The following is a 16478-nucleotide window of genomic DNA, read 5'->3' on the forward strand; positions in this document are numbered from 1 at the left end:
GGTGCCCTCCTCTCCTTAATACTCCACTTCTTTGCCCATAAATTTGAATTGAATGAATGAGATTGTAGCAATGATCAAGGCCAGAACAAGCGATTGGGCAGCTGCTTCGCCGAATTCAAAATATTTAAAGGCGTTGTTGAAAATAAGCAGGCCGACCATCGTTGTTGCATTATCCGGACCTCCGCCTGTCATCAGGTAAGCGTTCTGGAATACCTGGAAGGATCCGATAACGCCTGTAACCAGGAGGAATAGGGTCGTAGGCTTCAGACAAGGAATGACGATATACCACAGCTTTTTGAGAAAGCTTGCCCCATCCAGTTCAGCAGCTTCATAGTAGCTCTCGTCAATACCGAGCAGGGCGGCGAGATAAATAATAATGCTCGTTCCGTGACTGGAAAGCCATGACATCAGAACGAGAGAGAACATCGCGGTGGAGCTGGAGCCGAGCCAGTTGTTGTTGCTGATCCCGAACAGGCCGAGTAACTGATTAAGAATACCGGAAGGCATCGGATCAAAAATCCACAGCCATACCACGGACAAGGCCACGCCGGACGCAACTGCAGGCAAATAGTAGATGGCTTTAAACACGCTCTGAGTTTTCTTGCGCAGCGGCAGAATCAGGATCGCTACGGCAAATGATATGAACAGGCCGACCGGTACGGTAAGCACCGTGTAAACCAGCGTGTTCTTAATGGATTTCCAGAACAGGCTGTCAGCAAATGTGGCAGCGTAATTCTCAAATCCGATAAAATTGGAGCCTAGTGGTTTATACTTTTGAAAGCTGATGATAAACGCACTTACAACGGGGTAAGCGGTAAACATCGCAAAGACGATAAGTGCAACGGCGATAAAGGCGTAGCCATATCCGCTGTCACCTTTAATCCGGCGTCTTTTTACAGGTTTGGCGATTGGGGACATTATGCAAAGCTCCTTTCACTGTGCGGTTCAACAACCTGCATGTAAGAACCAAGGCAGCCGCATGCCACAGCATACGGCCACCAAGGGTGCAAAGAATTAGTCTTTTACGATTCCATCTTCTCCGAAGGCATCAACAGCAGCGGTCTTCACAGCATCATACATCTGTTCTGGCGTGATTTCGCCGGCAATCAAGGCCTGCAGTTTAGGGATCATAACTTCGTCTTCTAGCTTGATGGATTTAGCACCGAGATCCGTTGGAATGTCGGTACGTGCCGGTGTAGCTTGAGAGAGCAAGGTCTCTACTGCTGCCACGTTGTCTGGATTTCTGTTAATTGTCATTTCCTTCGCAGCTTCTCTGCCGCTTTTTGTAATATGAGCAGCGAACAGATCATTGTTCGTTGTAGCGGCTACTTTACCGGAAGCCAGGAAATGAGCAGCTTTCACGACATTGGCTTTATGCTCAGGAGTCGGCTCTTTCTTACCGCGGAATGCGACATAACCGTCAACGGCAACGCTGGCCTGCTGCTTCTCGCCAAGAAAGGTCGGAACCGGCAGCACGATGTACTCAACTGGAATACTTCCTTGAACGGCACTTCCGTCGTTCGCTTTAATCTTCTCATTGTTCTTGTTCGCAGAGTTCTCGAACGTAGCCAGACCTTTACCGGTAATCATCGTTTGACCGGTCAGGAACATATTCCAGCGCTTGCCAGCATCCACGGAGCTGAGCTCTTTCGGCATGGAGCCGTCGTCGATCATTTGACGGATCGCCTTCAGGACTTCAAGGAAGTTTTTGCTTGTGTAAGCATACTTCAGATCTTTATCGAAAGCGTGCGGCATGCCTGCGTTCTTGATGAGAATGTTCAGATAGTCCTTGGAGGCAACGCCAGAAGTTGCGAATACGAAGCCGTAACGGGATGTTTTATCCCCTTCCTTGACTACACCCTTCTTGATTTGCTCCCGGAATTCCTCATAGGTCCATCCCTCTTTTTGAACCTTTTTGTAATCAATGCCGGCTTCTTCAAGGAACTGCTTATTTCCGCCGATCGCGTGAACCTCCATATATCCCGGGAAGCCGTAAAGGGCGTCCCCAAGCTTCATATATTCCAGCGGAGCCGCATCAAAATCCTCAAGCATTTCAGGAGTAGCGGTATCCTTAATGTCCATCAGCATTTCCTGCTCAACATATTTGGAAAGACCGCCGGAGCCGATGAAGGCGATGTCAGGCGGGCTGCCTGCGTTCACCTGGGTATCCAGCTTCTGAGTCATATCCTCCCAGCTGGCGGGCTCGATTTTCAAGGTCAGATTCGGATAAAGAGCATTAAAGTCCTTTTCCATCTGAGCGAAGTTGTCTTGGAAGTTAGGAGAGATTGGCGGAAGAAGGGCTGTGATCGTATCTTTGGCCTCGGCCTTTGAGCCGCCGCCGTTTGACCCGGTGTTCGGATCAGCGGCCTTCGGCTCGCTGCCGCCGCCGCAAGCCGATAATGCAAGAGATAAAGCAAGAACAGGTGCCAACACACGCAATTTCTTTTTCATAAAATCACAAACCTCCCTTAGAATATACAAATTTACGATTTCTGCAGTTGTGCGAAAGCCTTCTTCAAGCTTCCTTCATTCTCGTTCAGTACCTGCTTCGCCTTCTCGGCGTCTAGGCCTGTCTTGATCATCATGATGGCCAGCTTACTGCTCATGTAAGCGCTTTCCAAATAAGCAATAGCTGTTTTGTCGTCTACCCCCGTAGCTGCCCTAATGATTCGTACCGAGCGGTCGTACAATTTGATATTGCTCGCCTTCAAATCAACCATCAGGTTGTTGTAGGTCTTGCCGAGCTTTACCATGGTGCAGGTTGTCAGCATGTTCAGAACCAGCTTTTGTGCCGTGCCCGCCTTTAATCGGGTTGATCCCATAATGACCTCAGGCCCCACGACCGGAGCGATACACACATCACAGACCGGCTCGACCTTAGAGTTCTTGTTGTTAACCACACCGATGGTGGCTGCTCCAATCTCTCCAGCCTTCCGTAGTCCTGCGATCACAAACTGTGCACTGCCGCTGGCTGTGATGCCAACCACTGCATCCTTGTCCGTCACGCCGCAGCGTTCAATGAGTGCTATCCCCTCCTCTGCGTTATCTTCATAACCTTCAACTGCCAGCCTCAGCGCCACATCGCCACCGGCGATATGACCCTGCACCAGCAACGGGTCAGTACCAAAAGTAGGAGGACATTCCGAAGCATCAAGAACACCAAGTCGGCCGGATGTCCCAGCTCCTATGTAAAACATCCTACCACCGTTTTTGAGCACATGGTGCAAAATATCAACCGCTTTCATAATTCGCGGTATTTCAGCTTTTACGGCGTCAGGCACCTTGGCATCCTGCTCGTTCATAAGACGCAGCATTTGTTCTGTTGTTAACTCGTCGATCATCTGAGTCTCCTCATTGATCTCTTCTGTCGTCAGGCCCGCCAGATACTCATCCATGGCTATCCCCCTATCCATGTTATGTAAATTTCTTAATTGCATCTTAGCGAGAATTCACAATTTGGTCAATAGTTTTTGAAATAAAATTTTATAATAAAATATATTTATGATTTTTTATTTCTCACAAAGACATAAAAAAACACCGGCAGAATCATCCCCCTCCCGGTGTTTCTCCTATTTATTTGCGGTTTTTGCTAGTAATAATGTTGTGGGTTCTTGTTAGATATTTTTTAACATTTCTGTAATCTGCACTGGCGACGCCAGCAAATAAAATGTCGATTACCGTCAGCATGGCGATGCGCGAGCCCATCGCGCCGCTCCGGATCGTCAGCTCCGGCGTCGAGATGCTGAGCACGATATTGGCTTTCTCTGCAAGCTCGCTCTTGTTGTATTTTGTGATGGCGATGATACATGCTCCCGACTTCTTGGCAATTTCAAGTGAATCCAGAATGTCCACCGTCTGCCCAGAATTGGAAATGAAAATAGCAACATCCTGCTTCTCGAGCAGTGTCGCGGCTGTCAGCTGGCTGTGGCCGTCCGTATAGGTATGGCACATTTTGTTGATTCTCGTAAACTTCTGTTCCGCATCAATCCCCACAAGCCCTGAAGCGCCAATACCGAAAAATACGATCCGCTTGCACTGTCTCAGCACCTTGACCGCACGATCAATCTCATCCTTGTTAATTACACTCAGTGTATCTTCTATCGATTTGATATTATTATGGGATATGTTCGCGATAATCGTGTTCAGATCATCACCGGGCTGAATATCCGTATACTGGTGCCGTTGCTCCTCATCCATAGAACCGAGCGAAGCCGATATGCTGACAATGAAGCTACGGTAGCCGCTGTATCCCATTGTCTTGCAGAAACGGAGCACGGAAGCATCACTTGTCTTGGTCAGTTGAGCGAGGCTTTTGATCGAGAGATGAGGGATTTCCTCCAAATTTTCAAGAATGTACTCTGCGAGCATTTTCTCCACAGGTGTCAGACTGTCCTTCATATCTCTGATCTTGATCAAAATATTATCATTAATTGACATATGTGTATCTACTCATCCTCATCGTCTGTAATAGTAAAACAGCCTGCCAGCGGCGCCCAAGCACCGCAAAATTAATTAAAGCATAATCTCAAAGGCGGCAAAAAACAAGATGAATCTACCGCTACCAGCAGTGCGCTGCATTGTCGTCCTCTCGAAATTTTATTTCATCTAAAAGTTGTGATAATGAAAATTCACAAAAAAGACGCTAATTAGCGACTTTCTATGGGATCATGTTCTTGTCCTCCGATATGTATGTATAAGCATCTTGCTACTATTGATAATTGATGTGTTTCTGCTTCCAGATGCCATTGTCACACTCTATGTTGGATCTTAACTCTACGTTTATATAATCTCCCCAATATCCCAATTACCACGGACAGGGGATTGGTAGTCGATTACTAAAAAACACTGAAAAATTGAAAGGTAGCCACCTCGAAGTTGATGTCAATGAGCAAAATGAGGGGGCTCGCGCTTTTTATAAACGGTATGGATTTGTGCAAACAGGACGATCAGAATTAGACGGAACAGGTCGGCCATTCCCCTTACTTCATCTAGAATTAAAAAATTGAGCCAACGGATAACGATAGAGCAATAAAGCAGCGGTAGTCTTGGACTCTTTTTCGTCCTAGTTCCTCGCTGCTTCTTTCCTTGATAATTTTGGTTTAATGATTGCCTGGTCCGAGCGGAAATGCAGACGTCAATCTGGCAAAGTCATCGGCTAAGTTAATATTAAACACCAACTGACGGTCAATGTCGGAATAGATCCGATAACGCGCCAGCCCGTATAACGCTCCCCCCAGCATGATGAGCAAGCAAAATACGACCGTACTATTCCATATCGTCATTCGTACTAGCGTGCGTTTAATCATATTGGGGTTTGCTCTCCTTTTATTTGGCGGACTTGATGTATTGATTCACTTGCTGCTCCAATATCGGAAATGGCATATTACCGTTTCGAAGAAGAACGGAATGAAATGCTTTGATATCGAAGCGATCCCCGAGTTCCCTTTTCGCCTTCTCTCGAAGGGATTGAAATTGCTCCGATCCGATCGCATAGTATTCCTTTTGTCCTGGATAGGCAATAACACTGTCGATAAAAGCATCGTCCCCCCTTCCAGTGACACTCATCAGATACTCATTAGCCTGTTCTCTTGTCCACTTCAGCCCATGGATACCCGTATCTATCACGGTACCTATTGAAAGGTTCGCCAAACGGATTAGTACGGTGTTCCGATCAAGCAAGCCCTTCTCCGCACATAAGCTTTCCATATAGACCGCCCATCCCTCTACGTATCCAGGCGTCATCGTTATTTTGCGGATTAATGGAATGGTTGGTTGATCATATTGAATCGAAAATTGAAAGTGATGTCCTGGAATACCCTCATGCAACGCAAGCATTTTAACCATTTCTTCGGAGGTCGGGTTTTCGAGCGGAATGACAAATCTCCCGCTCCTATCACCATCTATAGATAAGGGGATATACATTCCACCTGCCGATGCGATAAGAGCCGAATACGCCCGCACATCCACGGGATGGTTCGGGATAAGCTCGTCTTCAAACCAATCGGACAAGCAGGGCGTGGCATCCGACAGACTGCTATTTAACGCTTGCAGCAATTCATCTCCGGTTAGGAATCTGGTTATAAATGTAGTCTGTGCTTGACCCGAAGCACCGCTTCTTAGCTCCTTCACGATCTCTTCTACCTTGTGTTTAGCGATCTCGTGCATTTCCTGAGGACTGAGGTCCGTACCCGTAGTAAGTTTGAGCCTTGCAGAATAATACTCGCTGCCGTCCGGCTTACTCCAGATTCCTTGGCTCACGGATGCTTGTTTTATAAGATCGTTCTTGATCACATCGGCAAGTTTGCCGTAAGAAGCCAGTACATGATCGGTTAGGGTTTGCGCTAACGCTTTTTTTAGCTTCTCCTCTTCGGAGGGATCGAGTTTTAACTCTGTTAATTTCTCTGCATATAAACTGTACAGAATCGTTTCTTCCGGTTTCGTATTCCGCAAAATGCTGTAACTCGTAAGCATTTCCTTAAGAAATTCAGAAGCAGGGACAATACCTTTCTCCCGTCTGTCTTGAATTCTATCTATGACATGCGCGACTTTATCCGAAAATTTCAACCCCTGGCTTTCCAGCTCTGCCTGAAGCATCCGTGAGGCGGTATGATCGAGCTGACGTTACATTATCTCCTCAAACAGATGGACCACTGTCACATCCATCCCCAGTTTAAGCAGCCCCTTGGCCGCCTCCAATCCAAGCAAGCCCCCGCCAATAACAGCAACCTTCTTGTACTGATCTGCTACATGCAGCATGTTCTGGCAATCTGCGATATCTCTGAAACCTACAATTCCTTCTTTATCTGCTCCTGGAACAGGAAGCATAAACGGGTTGGAACCGGTTGCAATAATGAGGGTGTCATATGGAACCTCCATACCATTGTCTGCCTTCACGATTTTTTGTTCCGTATCAATATGCGTTACAGTCGTTCCCGTATATAGCTCTATTCCGTTCTCTAAATACCAATCCCAGTCGTTCAGAATGATGTCTTCTTGCTTCACTCTTCTCTAGCACATACGATAACTGAATACGATTGTAGTTGGGATAAGGCTCGCTTCCAAATACGGTGATCCTGTAGGTGCTGGGCGCCAGTTTTTATATCTGTTCCACCGTGTTGATGCCCGCCATCCCGTTGCCAATCAAGACTAGATGCCGACGTTCTTGTACTTTCACCATGCAGAAACCTCCTAAATATATATACGAATCCATGCAAAAGAGAACTTGTAACCTACTAAACATCACACGTACAATCGAACCAGTTTTAGCAGATTTTCTCTGTTTCCATCATAAGAAAAGAGGGTTATAAAAGGAACCCCCTTACTTTAATTTTTAACTGAATGATCCATCTTATGGTAACCTGATGTCTCTCCTCCAGCTTGGAATGGAAAAAGCAGCTTCTGTTAGTTCGAATCTGCTTTGATTGATTAATCATCTTGTTATGCCCGTTCAATGAATTCTTTCAATTGGAATGATCTTTGGTACGATAATCCCCCTATATCCTCTTCTTATTTATTTCTGTAGTTTTCTTATAATTTGACGGTAATACTAGCAACGTCCTCGCCATTGATTCCTTTCCAGTGATCCAACACTTCCTCCAGTTTCCTAGCTTTTTCATTTGCCCAACGTTTGGAGTGGGATCTTCCTGCGCTTCCTTGAATGACTTCGTTCCAATCTTCGGCATCTCCTTCTAAACAACGGGCCAGTACCGTCAATGACGTTGCCGAAAACACATTGTAGAATACCTGCTCATATGTCGGAAACACTTGCTCCAGTAAGACTCTACTGTTAATCCCCTTTTTAACAATAAATATCCGGAAACGTTCTCCAATACTCCTCGGCCTTTGCTGTAGATCGGATAAAAAAACGCTATAATAGCGACTTCAATGGGAATATGTTCTTGTCCCTCGAGAAAGTTTCCTAATAACCTAATTTGACATATCAATTATCACCTCCTATCCTCTCAAACATAAGAAAACACAAAAAAAGCCGCCAAATTAGCGACTTCCAATGGAACGATGTTCGTGTCCTTCGACAACTCGGTTCAGCAAATTCCAAAATTGTTCAACCATGACGGATGGCGGATACGGCATCGAACGGATAATCCACCATTCCAATACACCCACTGATGCTGAAATTAAAAATTGTACTGTAATGTCCCTGTTCCTGTCCTGATCGAGATTGATTGAATCCAGATGTTCCATCAGACTTTTTCTGAACATGGTCTCCATTTGGTTTCGAAATACCATGCTTCCCTTGCTCTTCAGCATAATCGAGTAGAAAGAAGCATGCTGCTCCAAATATTCAAAAGTGTGAAGTAGTGCGGTTTTGGAAGGAAGATGAACCAGGTCATCTCCAGACATACAATGTCGAACCAACTGGTTAATCTCAGCTGCTATGCATTGCTCGCGCAGATCGTACTTGTCATCGAAATGCAGATACACCGTTCCTCGATTGACATTCGCTTCTGCCGCAATTTGATTAATCGTTATGCTCTCGAATTCCTTTTCTGACATTAGCCTCATAAAAGCATCATTAATCGCTTGCCTTGATTTTTGAATACGCTTGGCCATAATCCTTCTCCCCTTTATCCCATTCAAAAAATGGTCACTTTGAAGTCCTGTGTTGAAAAATCAACAACTGAGCTTGTTTTAACCATTGAACCCCATTTATCGCCCTGATACATTCACTATATAAAACTCATGTTGTTAGATCAACATGTGATCAATTCAAGAGGAGGCTTATCCATGAAAGTTATTAATTCGACAATTTTGAAACTCCCGAAAAACAATAGGACCTAAAATGTTTATGTATTTTATTTATTACAAAATAATCGATAATTTAATTTAAATTAATTCAGGAGGTTTACAACATGAAACTTACAGGAAACACGATTTTTATTACAGGCGGCGGCTCGGGAATTGGACGTGCGTTAGCAGAAGCTCTCCACCATCTTGGAAACAAAGTTATTATCTCTGGTCGACGTAAAGAGCGATTGGATGAGACAATCAAAGCGAATCCCGGTATGTCCGCAGTGGAATTGAATGTACAAGATCCTGCCAGCATAGAGGTGGTTGCCAAGCAGCTAATCGAAGAATTCCCGGATTTGAATGTCTTGATTAACAACGCCGGCATCATACAGCCCGATGACGCGGCGGGCGTGATCGATGAGGATGTTTTGATTTCGACGGTCGAGACAAACTTGTTAGGCCCAATTCGGTTGACTTCTGCATTAATCGTTCATTTGAAGTCCAAAGAAGAAGCTATTGTCATCAACACGACTTCGATCCTTGGTTTTGTACCGTTAGCCGCAACTGCTATATATTCCGCAACGAAGGCTGCGCTTCATACCTATACGCTGTCCCAAAGATACATGCTTAAAGACACTTCGGTTAAAGTGATAGAAATGGTGCCACCGTGGGTTCAAAGCAACAACGATGAACCGCGTGCGATGCCACTTTCGTCATTCATTGATGAGACGATAAAGGTACTAGGTACGGATACAGACGAAGTTCTGGTCGAAGAAGCGAAAGTGTTTCGAAATAACCCTGGCCCGAACGAAGGTATTTTTGTGACCCACCTTAACGATACGATGAAGTCTGAACCTCCAAAGATTCATTAATTTACCTATAATTCAGCGTTTGCTCAAAAGGTTATGTTTCGTGTCGCCAGATTTGTATTATCATCTGGAGAAACAATTAAGTGGGATGGAAAGAAATATGAGTTCCGGCGTGAAACTATTCGGTAATAGGAACAAGTTCTTGTCCTTTACGGCAATCGGTACAAGTTCTTGTCCTTAGCTTGGGACACGAACTTGTACCGATAAAACAAAAAAAGCCGCTATAATAGCGACTTTAATGGGTATATGTTCTTGTCCCTCGACATTTATATTTAGTGTCATACACTTTAGGCTTACCTATTTTATCGATAAAAATATAAGTTGAAAATATTAAATGCCGGTTCTATTTACCAACCGGCATTTTTTCCTTATTATTTAATTGACTCGAGGTACTGAACAACATTAATTGAGTGATCTCCACCCGCCTTAGCGTGAGCCATTAATGTAATAGTATGGGGACCTAACAAATCTACTGTATTCGGATTATCGTTTATTATTCCTTTCACAATATCAAGCTTACCTAGCATAGCAGCAGCAAACAGATCAATTCTGGCCCCTTTATCCAACAAGTGAAGCGCTATATCACGTTTTCCCATATGTGCAGCTGCACCAAGGGCCGTTTCCCAATCGCCATTACCCCAATCCCATGCAGCATTAAGTAAACCTGGTTCTTGTTCGAGCATCTCCTTAACCTTATCAAAATCGGAGTGCGCATTATAAACAAATTCTTTAACTAATTCTGGAGCAAGACTATTGGACATTGGTTATCTCTCCTATCATCATTGTATAAATTGCGGAACCCAAACTGATCACTTTCTACTTCGAAATGTATGTTTGGTGTTTTTTGATGAACTCGGGTTGCGTTACATACTCTACGTAATTTACTGCTCCATTAAAATCCAAATAAGCCTGATAGCGAGTGCGAATAGCTGGTTGTATAATGAAATCAAGAACTCTATCTTTCGCAACCCATCGGCTATCGGTTGTTTCTTCAGTAACAGCTAACAACTCCCCACCAACGGGTTTACATACGAAATCAAACCCAACTTGCGTAGGAACATCTGTCACGCCATCATACCATTTAAAAATCCCTGTATTCGAATAGACACCAATTAAGTAGCTAACTGTGGTATCAATTCCGCTTTCCTCTTTGATTTCGCGAACCAAAGCATCCATCAGATTTTCTCCAACTTCCACTTGTCCACCTGGGTAAACCCAACCACCGTCACGGGTTTTTACTAAAAGGATATTTCCTTCTCCATCTTCCACAAATCCACCTGCGGCTACGATGTGTGTTGGAAATGGCATAGATAGTTACGACCTCCTTATGCAGTAACGTTTGTATTTTTATTCCACAGCCTTCTCGCACTTTCCTGCCCGTTAGCTTAATGAAGTAGCATTGGGTTACTTAGATATTCATCTAATCGGTAATCGGACTATGTTCTTGTCCTTTACGGCAATCGGGACAAGAACTTGTACCGATAAAATAAAAAAGCCGCTAAAATAGCGACTTTCAATGGGACCATGTTCTTGTCCCTCGACATAAAAAACCGGATCAATGTGTTTGCTTATCTCATCGATCTGGTTCTCTTCAATTGCCACGACAAACAACCGTAGCCGATAAAGGCAGCCTTGACCACTCTCTATAATCATTTCATAAAAATCGTGACAGCACACAATTATTGAAAACTGAGGTGATGTCCACTTATTTCTATAGTTAAAAGAAACGGTTATAAGTGCTACCTTATTCGACATTGTTGCTACTCCCTACTCGATATTGACTTCAATTGCCTTCGAAGCCGTTTTGAACACCCCGCCGCTGCGCTTCTCGGATATGTCCGGTATGAACAGATTCGTCATCTTCATAAGCGTACGGATGTTGACGGTTCGTAGTCGTCTGCAACAACCATGTATCCAAGTCCACCAAGCCCAATTATCGCTATCTTCTTGCCAAAGGAAGCACCCCGAAGGCAAGCGGCGAGTACATTGCAATCCCAGCACACAATAGCGGTGCGGCAACATCATATGACGTCAGGAATTCGAATTTGAAAACTCTGTCGATAGCCGCAAAGTTTGAATGTTCACGGATGAAATAAAAACTATCTGTCAAACTTGAAAGATACACCTGTTAATTTTTCAGAAACATTCCATAATAATTTTGAATCCTGAGGATCGTATAACTTTTCGATGATCGGGTCACTCTTTGGATAGCCTTTTCTTCCACCTTTGCTATCTGGACCAATATATTCCCCTCCCATAATCGTTGATTCCGTGGCACTATATAAGGTAGGCAACGCGCCCATATGTGCTGGTTGACTAATGATGCTGGTAAACATCCTTTTGAATATACTTGCTTGCTTCCCTGAACCAAAGGAAGATAAATTGGTATTCGCTATTCCAGGATGACAAGCGACACTAAAGGAATCAATTTGATGGCTGTTAAATTTATTTTGTAATTCTTTAGCGAACAATAGATTTGCTAGTTTACTTTGACCATAAAACTTTTGGCGGTTATATCCCTTAGATCCGTCCAAATTACCGAAATCAATAATGGCGTTATGAGCAAGTAGACTGCTCAGAGTTATAACTCTCGATTTTGGAGTTGAAATCAAGCGAGGCAATAGCAATCCAGTCAGTGCAAAATGACCTAAATGATTACCTCCAAATTGGGATTCAAAGCCATCCTTGGTTAATTGTAATGGCGGGAACATAATGCCTGCATTGTTAATGAGAATAGACAAGGACTCGTTCTTTTCGAGGAAATCTGCAGAGAACTTCCTAACACTATTCAAATCGCTTATGGCAAAATTGTACCATGTCTAAGTTTTTTTAAGAGAAAACCTGTCAGCTCGATACCATTCTATAAACGAGTCTATAACGAGAAAATACCTACCCCTCTCCCGGGCAGGTATTAAAGGTGAATCGTATGAATGGCTTACCAACATCGATCACTAAATATTAGTCCAGAAGGCTGTAGATCTGAATGCTCTCCACCTTGGCATCCTTGATATGAAACGACATCACATCCACATAATTGGATGGCTCGTAACGGTAGTCATCCTCCTCGTTAGGGGCTCCATCACCAAGCAGTTTCCCCTCAGGGTAGGCGTTTTTGAGTGTATCCAGGCTATCTCCTGCTTTAATGTTTCGCACTGTCGCGTACTTAGGATCTGTAATTTCGATATGAAAGATGGAGTCTTGTTTCCCCTCCGGTATACTGATTGTTTTAATCTCCAGACCAGGATACGTATAAACCTTTTCTGTAAAACCGATTAACGTATCCATGTTTGTTCCATCGCCGGCACTGTACGTATGAGATTTCAGGTTATCCGGTTTGCCCAGCATCTGTTCCATCTGATCTTCATTCGCTGTATCCGAAATCGCGATGGTGTGCTCATTATAGACAAAAGCAAGCTCCTTCAGCACCACATTGCCTTCCTTCTCCATCGAACCTTCCTTAATAGCTTCAGCACTCTGTCCTTCCGAATTTTCTGAAGCAGGCGCAGTAGAATTTGATGCTCCTTCGCCTTTGGCCTGTTCGTCGGGCGTGTTTTTTTCAGCCGAGTTCTGCGGCGCTTCTGGCGACTTGGCACCATTGGACTGACAGCCCGTCAGTGCCATCGTTAGTAAAATACTCAGCAGGATAACAGCTGTAGCTTTGTTTATCAATTTCATCATGATCCCTCCATAAATGTGTGATTTCTTCTTATGAAGTGATTATAAAAAAAGCATTTGTTAGTCTCATAACAGAATTGTATCAATCTTGTAACGTTAACTATTTACGCGCGTGTTTACGCACGGGGTAACACAATCGTAACGGTCGTTCCTTCCCCGATTTGACTTTCCATGTCGATATATCCATTAAACCGCTCTACAATCTCTTTGCAAATAGAAAGTCCAAGACCTGAACCGTTCGCTGTGCTTGCATTTTTCGCCCGGTAAAAGCGTTCCTGCACTCTCTCCAGCTCATCACCCGCGATACCGATACCTTGATCACGTATCCGTATAACGACCTCGCTTGGCGTATGTTCCAACTTCAATTCGATTAGCGATGGACTGCCTGAATATTTGATGGCATTGTCCACAAGGTTGGCGATCGCATGGGACATCAGCATTGGATTCACGTTGGCGTGGACTCTCGTCAGAAGCTTATCCTCCGGTTCCGCTTCCGCCTCCCTGAACATAATCTCGATTCCTTTATCTTTGGCCTTGGCACCCATACTCGTTGCGACTTGCTGAATCAGTTCGTTCATTTCCGTCTTCCGGGCTTCCAGTTCGTTAGAACCAGCCTTGTCGAATCGGGATAGCAACAACAGTTCATTAATCAAGCGCGTCAGCCGATCCGATTCCTGCAGCAGATGAGCATAGATTTTTTGCAGCTCCTTGTTCTCGTTCTCCCCTTCAACCAAGTATTGAGAGAAACCACGAATTGCTGCCAATGGTGTTTTTAACTCGTGAGATACGTTGGAGACAAATTGTTTCTGGTACTGAATGTAATCATGAAGCTGCCGCCCCATGGAATCCAGCCCATCTGCCAGCATGCCCAGCTCATCCTTCCGGTTTAGATGAACTCTCCGAAACTCCTGTCTAGAGAAACTTTGCGCAGCGCCAAGCAACAGCTTAATCGGCTTGGTTGTGTTGCGGGCAATCCACAGACTGGATAACGTAATCAGTACAATAAATCCGCCTGCACCCGCAAACAGGATATAACGGATTTGATCCATAATCGCATAAAAGTAGGAAATGTCCTCCACGAACTCATACACATAAGCGTTTTGGTAGTATTGATCCTGAATGGGAGTGGCAAAATAAAGCAGATGATCTTCCGTTACGGTGTAGGCATAACTGCCGCTCAGGGCTTTCTCAATATTCTTTTCAAAAATAAGAGGTTTGCCATCATTAATGATGATGCCATCCACAGCCAAGCCCAGCAACTGCTTGGAGCTATCATAGATACGTACTTCCTTGCCTGAAGCTTTCAGCTTCTCCAGAGCAAGTCTGACGATTTCTTTTGTCTGCGGCTCTCCTGTCGATGATCTATGCTGTGCCAACACCTCACGGAAGGACAACTCGGACAGATCCGCCTTCTCCATCATCTGTTTTTCAATGGTAATGAAGCTGTAGTAATCGATGGCTTTATTAACCGCAAAAATGATGATGCCAAAGGACAGCACGGAGAAAAATAAATAATTCAGCAGTAACCGGGTTGCATACTTCAGGCCTCGCCACCTCCAAGTTGATAACCAAATCCATAGATCGTCCTGACATACTTCGGTTCGTCCGCGTTATCCTCCAGCTTCTTCCGTAATCGCATGATGGTCATATCCACACTGCGACTGTCTCCCATAAAGTCATATCCCCATCCGATCTGCAGCAGCTCATCCCGGGTAAAGATTTTGTCTGGCCTTTTGAGTAACGTTTCCAGAATTTTAAACTCTTTGGCCGTTAAAGACACGGGTACACCGTTTTTCAGCACCCTTCGGCTTTCCAGATCAAATGTCAGCTCTTCATGAATGATGCGTGTAGATTTCACTTCTGTTCCTTCACTTGATTCCTCCTTGCTCTCGTTTCTTCTCAGAATCGCCTTGATCCGAGCGAGCAATTCACGATTGTCAAAGGGTTTGGTCATGTAATCTTCCGCCCCTAGCTCTAGTCCCAACACCTTGTCGATTACCTCATTTTTGGCAGAGAGCATGATCACAGGAACGGCACGTTTCCCGGTGATTTCCTTGCACAGGTCATATCCGGAGCAGTCAGGCAGCATCAAGTCAAGCACCACCAGGTCCGGCCCAAAAGCATCCAGCAGTTGCAGGGCTATTTTACCGTTTTCAGCCGTTTGAACGACGTAGTTTTCTCTTCTCAGTACGAGCTCAATTAAATCTCTGATTGCGACTTCATCGTCAATGACAAGTATTTTCTTCAATGTGCACCCCTTCTAGCCTTGTTCCCCAGCTTGAATCATAATTTACCCTCATCTTAGCACAGACACTTTAGATTCCTCCACCAACTGATTCCACTGAGCCCAACATAACTTGTAATAAACCCGAAGAAAGGAGAACAATCCATGGATCTGCTCTGGGTACTCATTGTTGGTGGACTTATTGGCTGGTTAAGCGGCAACTTGTCTTGGTGAAGAGATCGTAAGGTACCTTAAACGAAAAAAGTACCTCTCTCGAGATGCAAACGAATCTACAATATATTCAATCTGTTGGAACGTAACCATATCAACCATTCACCGTTACTTGTGGTATCGACTCATGTTCCTGTCCTTTACGGCAATCGGTACAAGTTCTTGTCCTCGACTCGGGACAAGAACTTGTACCGATAAAACAAAAAAGCCGCTAAATTAGCGACTTTGAATGGTACCATGTTCTTGTCCCTCGACAAATGTATTCCGAGAATAGCTCCCGGCTCCTACATCCTGTTTTATTACTCGCCGGTTTCAGCGAACTTTTGAATACGCTCGCCGATTTGATCACGAACACGCTGGAAAACAGCCCATTTTTCTTCATCGGCACCCTGAGCCTTGGCAGGATCGTCAAATCCCCAGTGCTCACGGTGAACATGCGGAGGTGTCATCGGACAACGATCTGCAGCGTCGCCGCACAAGGTGACCACCAAGTCCGATTGATTTAACAACTCCGGATCAATGATATCCGAAGTTTGGTTCGAAATATCGATCCCCACCTCGTTCATTGCTTTGACCGCATTCGGGTTTAGGCCGTGAGCTTCGATGCCGGCGCTGTAGACTTTCCAATCATCACCAAGATGTTTTTTGGCCCATCCCTCCGCCATTTGGCTGCGGCAAGAGTTGCCTGTGCACAAGAAGTAAAGTGTCTTTTTTTCCATCATCGTTTCTCT

General features: G+C 44.7%; 17 protein-coding genes and 2 pseudogenes. 2 read left to right on the forward strand and 17 right to left on the reverse strand.

Annotated features, from left to right (window positions below; genetic code table 11):
* Window positions 1-15: 15 nt before the first annotated feature.
* From MKY48_RS16515 to MKY48_RS16530, 4 genes are all read right to left on the reverse strand, one after another.
* Window positions 16-918 carry a sugar ABC transporter permease gene (locus MKY48_RS16515; protein WP_076323549.1) on the reverse strand — a complete coding sequence of 301 codons (903 nt, stop codon included), beginning with the start codon at window positions 916-918 and terminating at the stop codon, window positions 16-18.
* Window positions 919-1014: 96 nt separating this feature from the next.
* Complete coding sequence (locus tag MKY48_RS16520; protein WP_339293457.1) at window positions 1015-2451, reverse strand: extracellular solute-binding protein; 1437 nt, start codon at window positions 2449-2451, stop codon at window positions 1015-1017.
* A gap of 32 nt (window positions 2452-2483) precedes the next feature.
* Window positions 2484-3395 (reverse strand): N-acetylmuramic acid 6-phosphate etherase, encoded by a 912-nt coding sequence (gene murQ, locus MKY48_RS16525; protein ID WP_339293458.1) that lies wholly within the window; start codon window positions 3393-3395, stop codon window positions 2484-2486.
* A 178-nt stretch (window positions 3396-3573) separates the two neighbouring features.
* Window positions 3574-4437 carry a MurR/RpiR family transcriptional regulator gene (locus tag MKY48_RS16530; protein ID WP_076323552.1) on the reverse strand — a complete coding sequence of 288 codons (864 nt, stop codon included), beginning with the start codon at window positions 4435-4437 and terminating at the stop codon, window positions 3574-3576.
* A gap of 368 nt (window positions 4438-4805) precedes the next feature.
* On the opposite strand from MKY48_RS16530, the pseudogene MKY48_RS16535 reads away from it, so the two are divergent.
* A pseudogene (locus tag MKY48_RS16535) lies at window positions 4806-5006 on the forward strand (GNAT family N-acetyltransferase); the annotation flags it as partial.
* 93 nt (window positions 5007-5099) lie between these two features.
* On the opposite strand, the gene MKY48_RS16540 reads toward MKY48_RS16535, so the two are convergent.
* The 5 genes and pseudogenes from MKY48_RS16540 to MKY48_RS16560 all read right to left on the reverse strand — a co-directional run bounded on the left by MKY48_RS16540 (window position 5100) and on the right by MKY48_RS16560 (window position 8571).
* The gene (locus tag MKY48_RS16540; RefSeq protein WP_339264709.1) at window positions 5100-5306 is read right to left on the reverse strand and encodes a hypothetical protein; all 207 of its coding nucleotides are present in this window, start codon (window positions 5304-5306) and stop codon (window positions 5100-5102) included.
* Window positions 5307-5325: 19 nt separating this feature from the next.
* On the reverse strand, window positions 5326-6564 hold the full coding sequence (locus MKY48_RS16545) for a DUF885 domain-containing protein (RefSeq protein ID WP_339293520.1): 1239 nt from the start codon (window positions 6562-6564) through the stop codon (window positions 5326-5328).
* Window positions 6553-7177, reverse strand: a pseudogene (locus MKY48_RS16550) (FAD-dependent oxidoreductase); the annotation flags it as partial. The pseudogene MKY48_RS16550 and the gene MKY48_RS16545, both read right to left, overlap by 12 nt.
* Before the next feature lie 350 nt (window positions 7178-7527).
* Entirely contained in the window at window positions 7528-7764 is a 237-nt protein-coding gene (locus MKY48_RS16555) for a hypothetical protein (protein ID WP_339289877.1), read from the reverse strand.
* Between the two features lie 231 nt (window positions 7765-7995).
* Window positions 7996-8571, reverse strand: coding sequence for a TetR/AcrR family transcriptional regulator (locus MKY48_RS16560; RefSeq protein ID WP_339289879.1), 576 nt, complete (start codon window positions 8569-8571; stop codon window positions 7996-7998).
* A gap of 299 nt (window positions 8572-8870) precedes the next feature.
* Here MKY48_RS16560 and MKY48_RS16565 point away from each other — a divergent pair, with 299 nt between their 5' ends.
* On the forward strand, window positions 8871-9620 hold the full coding sequence (locus MKY48_RS16565; protein ID WP_339289881.1) for an SDR family NAD(P)-dependent oxidoreductase: 750 nt from the start codon (window positions 8871-8873) through the stop codon (window positions 9618-9620).
* 368 nt (window positions 9621-9988) lie between these two features.
* Here MKY48_RS16565 and MKY48_RS16570 read toward each other — a convergent pair whose 3' ends face one another.
* The 8 genes from MKY48_RS16570 to arsC form a co-directional block, all read right to left on the reverse strand.
* The gene (locus tag MKY48_RS16570) at window positions 9989-10378 is read right to left on the reverse strand and encodes an ankyrin repeat domain-containing protein (protein ID WP_339264714.1); all 390 of its coding nucleotides are present in this window, start codon (window positions 10376-10378) and stop codon (window positions 9989-9991) included.
* Window positions 10379-10433: 55 nt separating this feature from the next.
* Window positions 10434-10925 carry an NUDIX domain-containing protein gene (locus MKY48_RS16575; protein ID WP_339289883.1) on the reverse strand — a complete coding sequence of 164 codons (492 nt, stop codon included), beginning with the start codon at window positions 10923-10925 and terminating at the stop codon, window positions 10434-10436.
* A gap of 108 nt (window positions 10926-11033) precedes the next feature.
* The gene (locus MKY48_RS16580) at window positions 11034-11372 is read right to left on the reverse strand and encodes a hypothetical protein (RefSeq protein ID WP_339289885.1); all 339 of its coding nucleotides are present in this window, start codon (window positions 11370-11372) and stop codon (window positions 11034-11036) included.
* Window positions 11373-11716: 344 nt separating this feature from the next.
* On the reverse strand, window positions 11717-12409 hold the full coding sequence (locus tag MKY48_RS16585) for an SDR family NAD(P)-dependent oxidoreductase (RefSeq protein ID WP_339264720.1): 693 nt from the start codon (window positions 12407-12409) through the stop codon (window positions 11717-11719).
* Between the two features lie 166 nt (window positions 12410-12575).
* Complete coding sequence (locus tag MKY48_RS16590; RefSeq protein ID WP_339289886.1) at window positions 12576-13292, reverse strand: hypothetical protein; 717 nt, start codon at window positions 13290-13292, stop codon at window positions 12576-12578.
* A gap of 116 nt (window positions 13293-13408) precedes the next feature.
* Window positions 13409-14791, reverse strand: coding sequence for a HAMP domain-containing sensor histidine kinase (locus MKY48_RS16595; RefSeq protein ID WP_339289888.1), 1383 nt, complete (start codon window positions 14789-14791; stop codon window positions 13409-13411).
* A 41-nt stretch (window positions 14792-14832) separates the two neighbouring features.
* Window positions 14833-15540, reverse strand: a complete 708-nt coding sequence (locus tag MKY48_RS16600) for a response regulator transcription factor (RefSeq protein ID WP_339264725.1) — start codon at window positions 15538-15540, stop codon at window positions 14833-14835.
* Between the two features lie 506 nt (window positions 15541-16046).
* Entirely contained in the window at window positions 16047-16466 is a 420-nt protein-coding gene (gene arsC, locus MKY48_RS16605) for an arsenate reductase (thioredoxin) (RefSeq protein WP_339293521.1), read from the reverse strand.
* Window positions 16467-16478 lie beyond the last annotated feature (12 nt).

This window comes from Paenibacillus sp. FSL W8-0187, assembly GCF_037969755.1.
In the GTDB taxonomy this organism is placed as follows: Bacteria; Bacillota; Bacilli; order Paenibacillales; family Paenibacillaceae; genus Paenibacillus_AQ.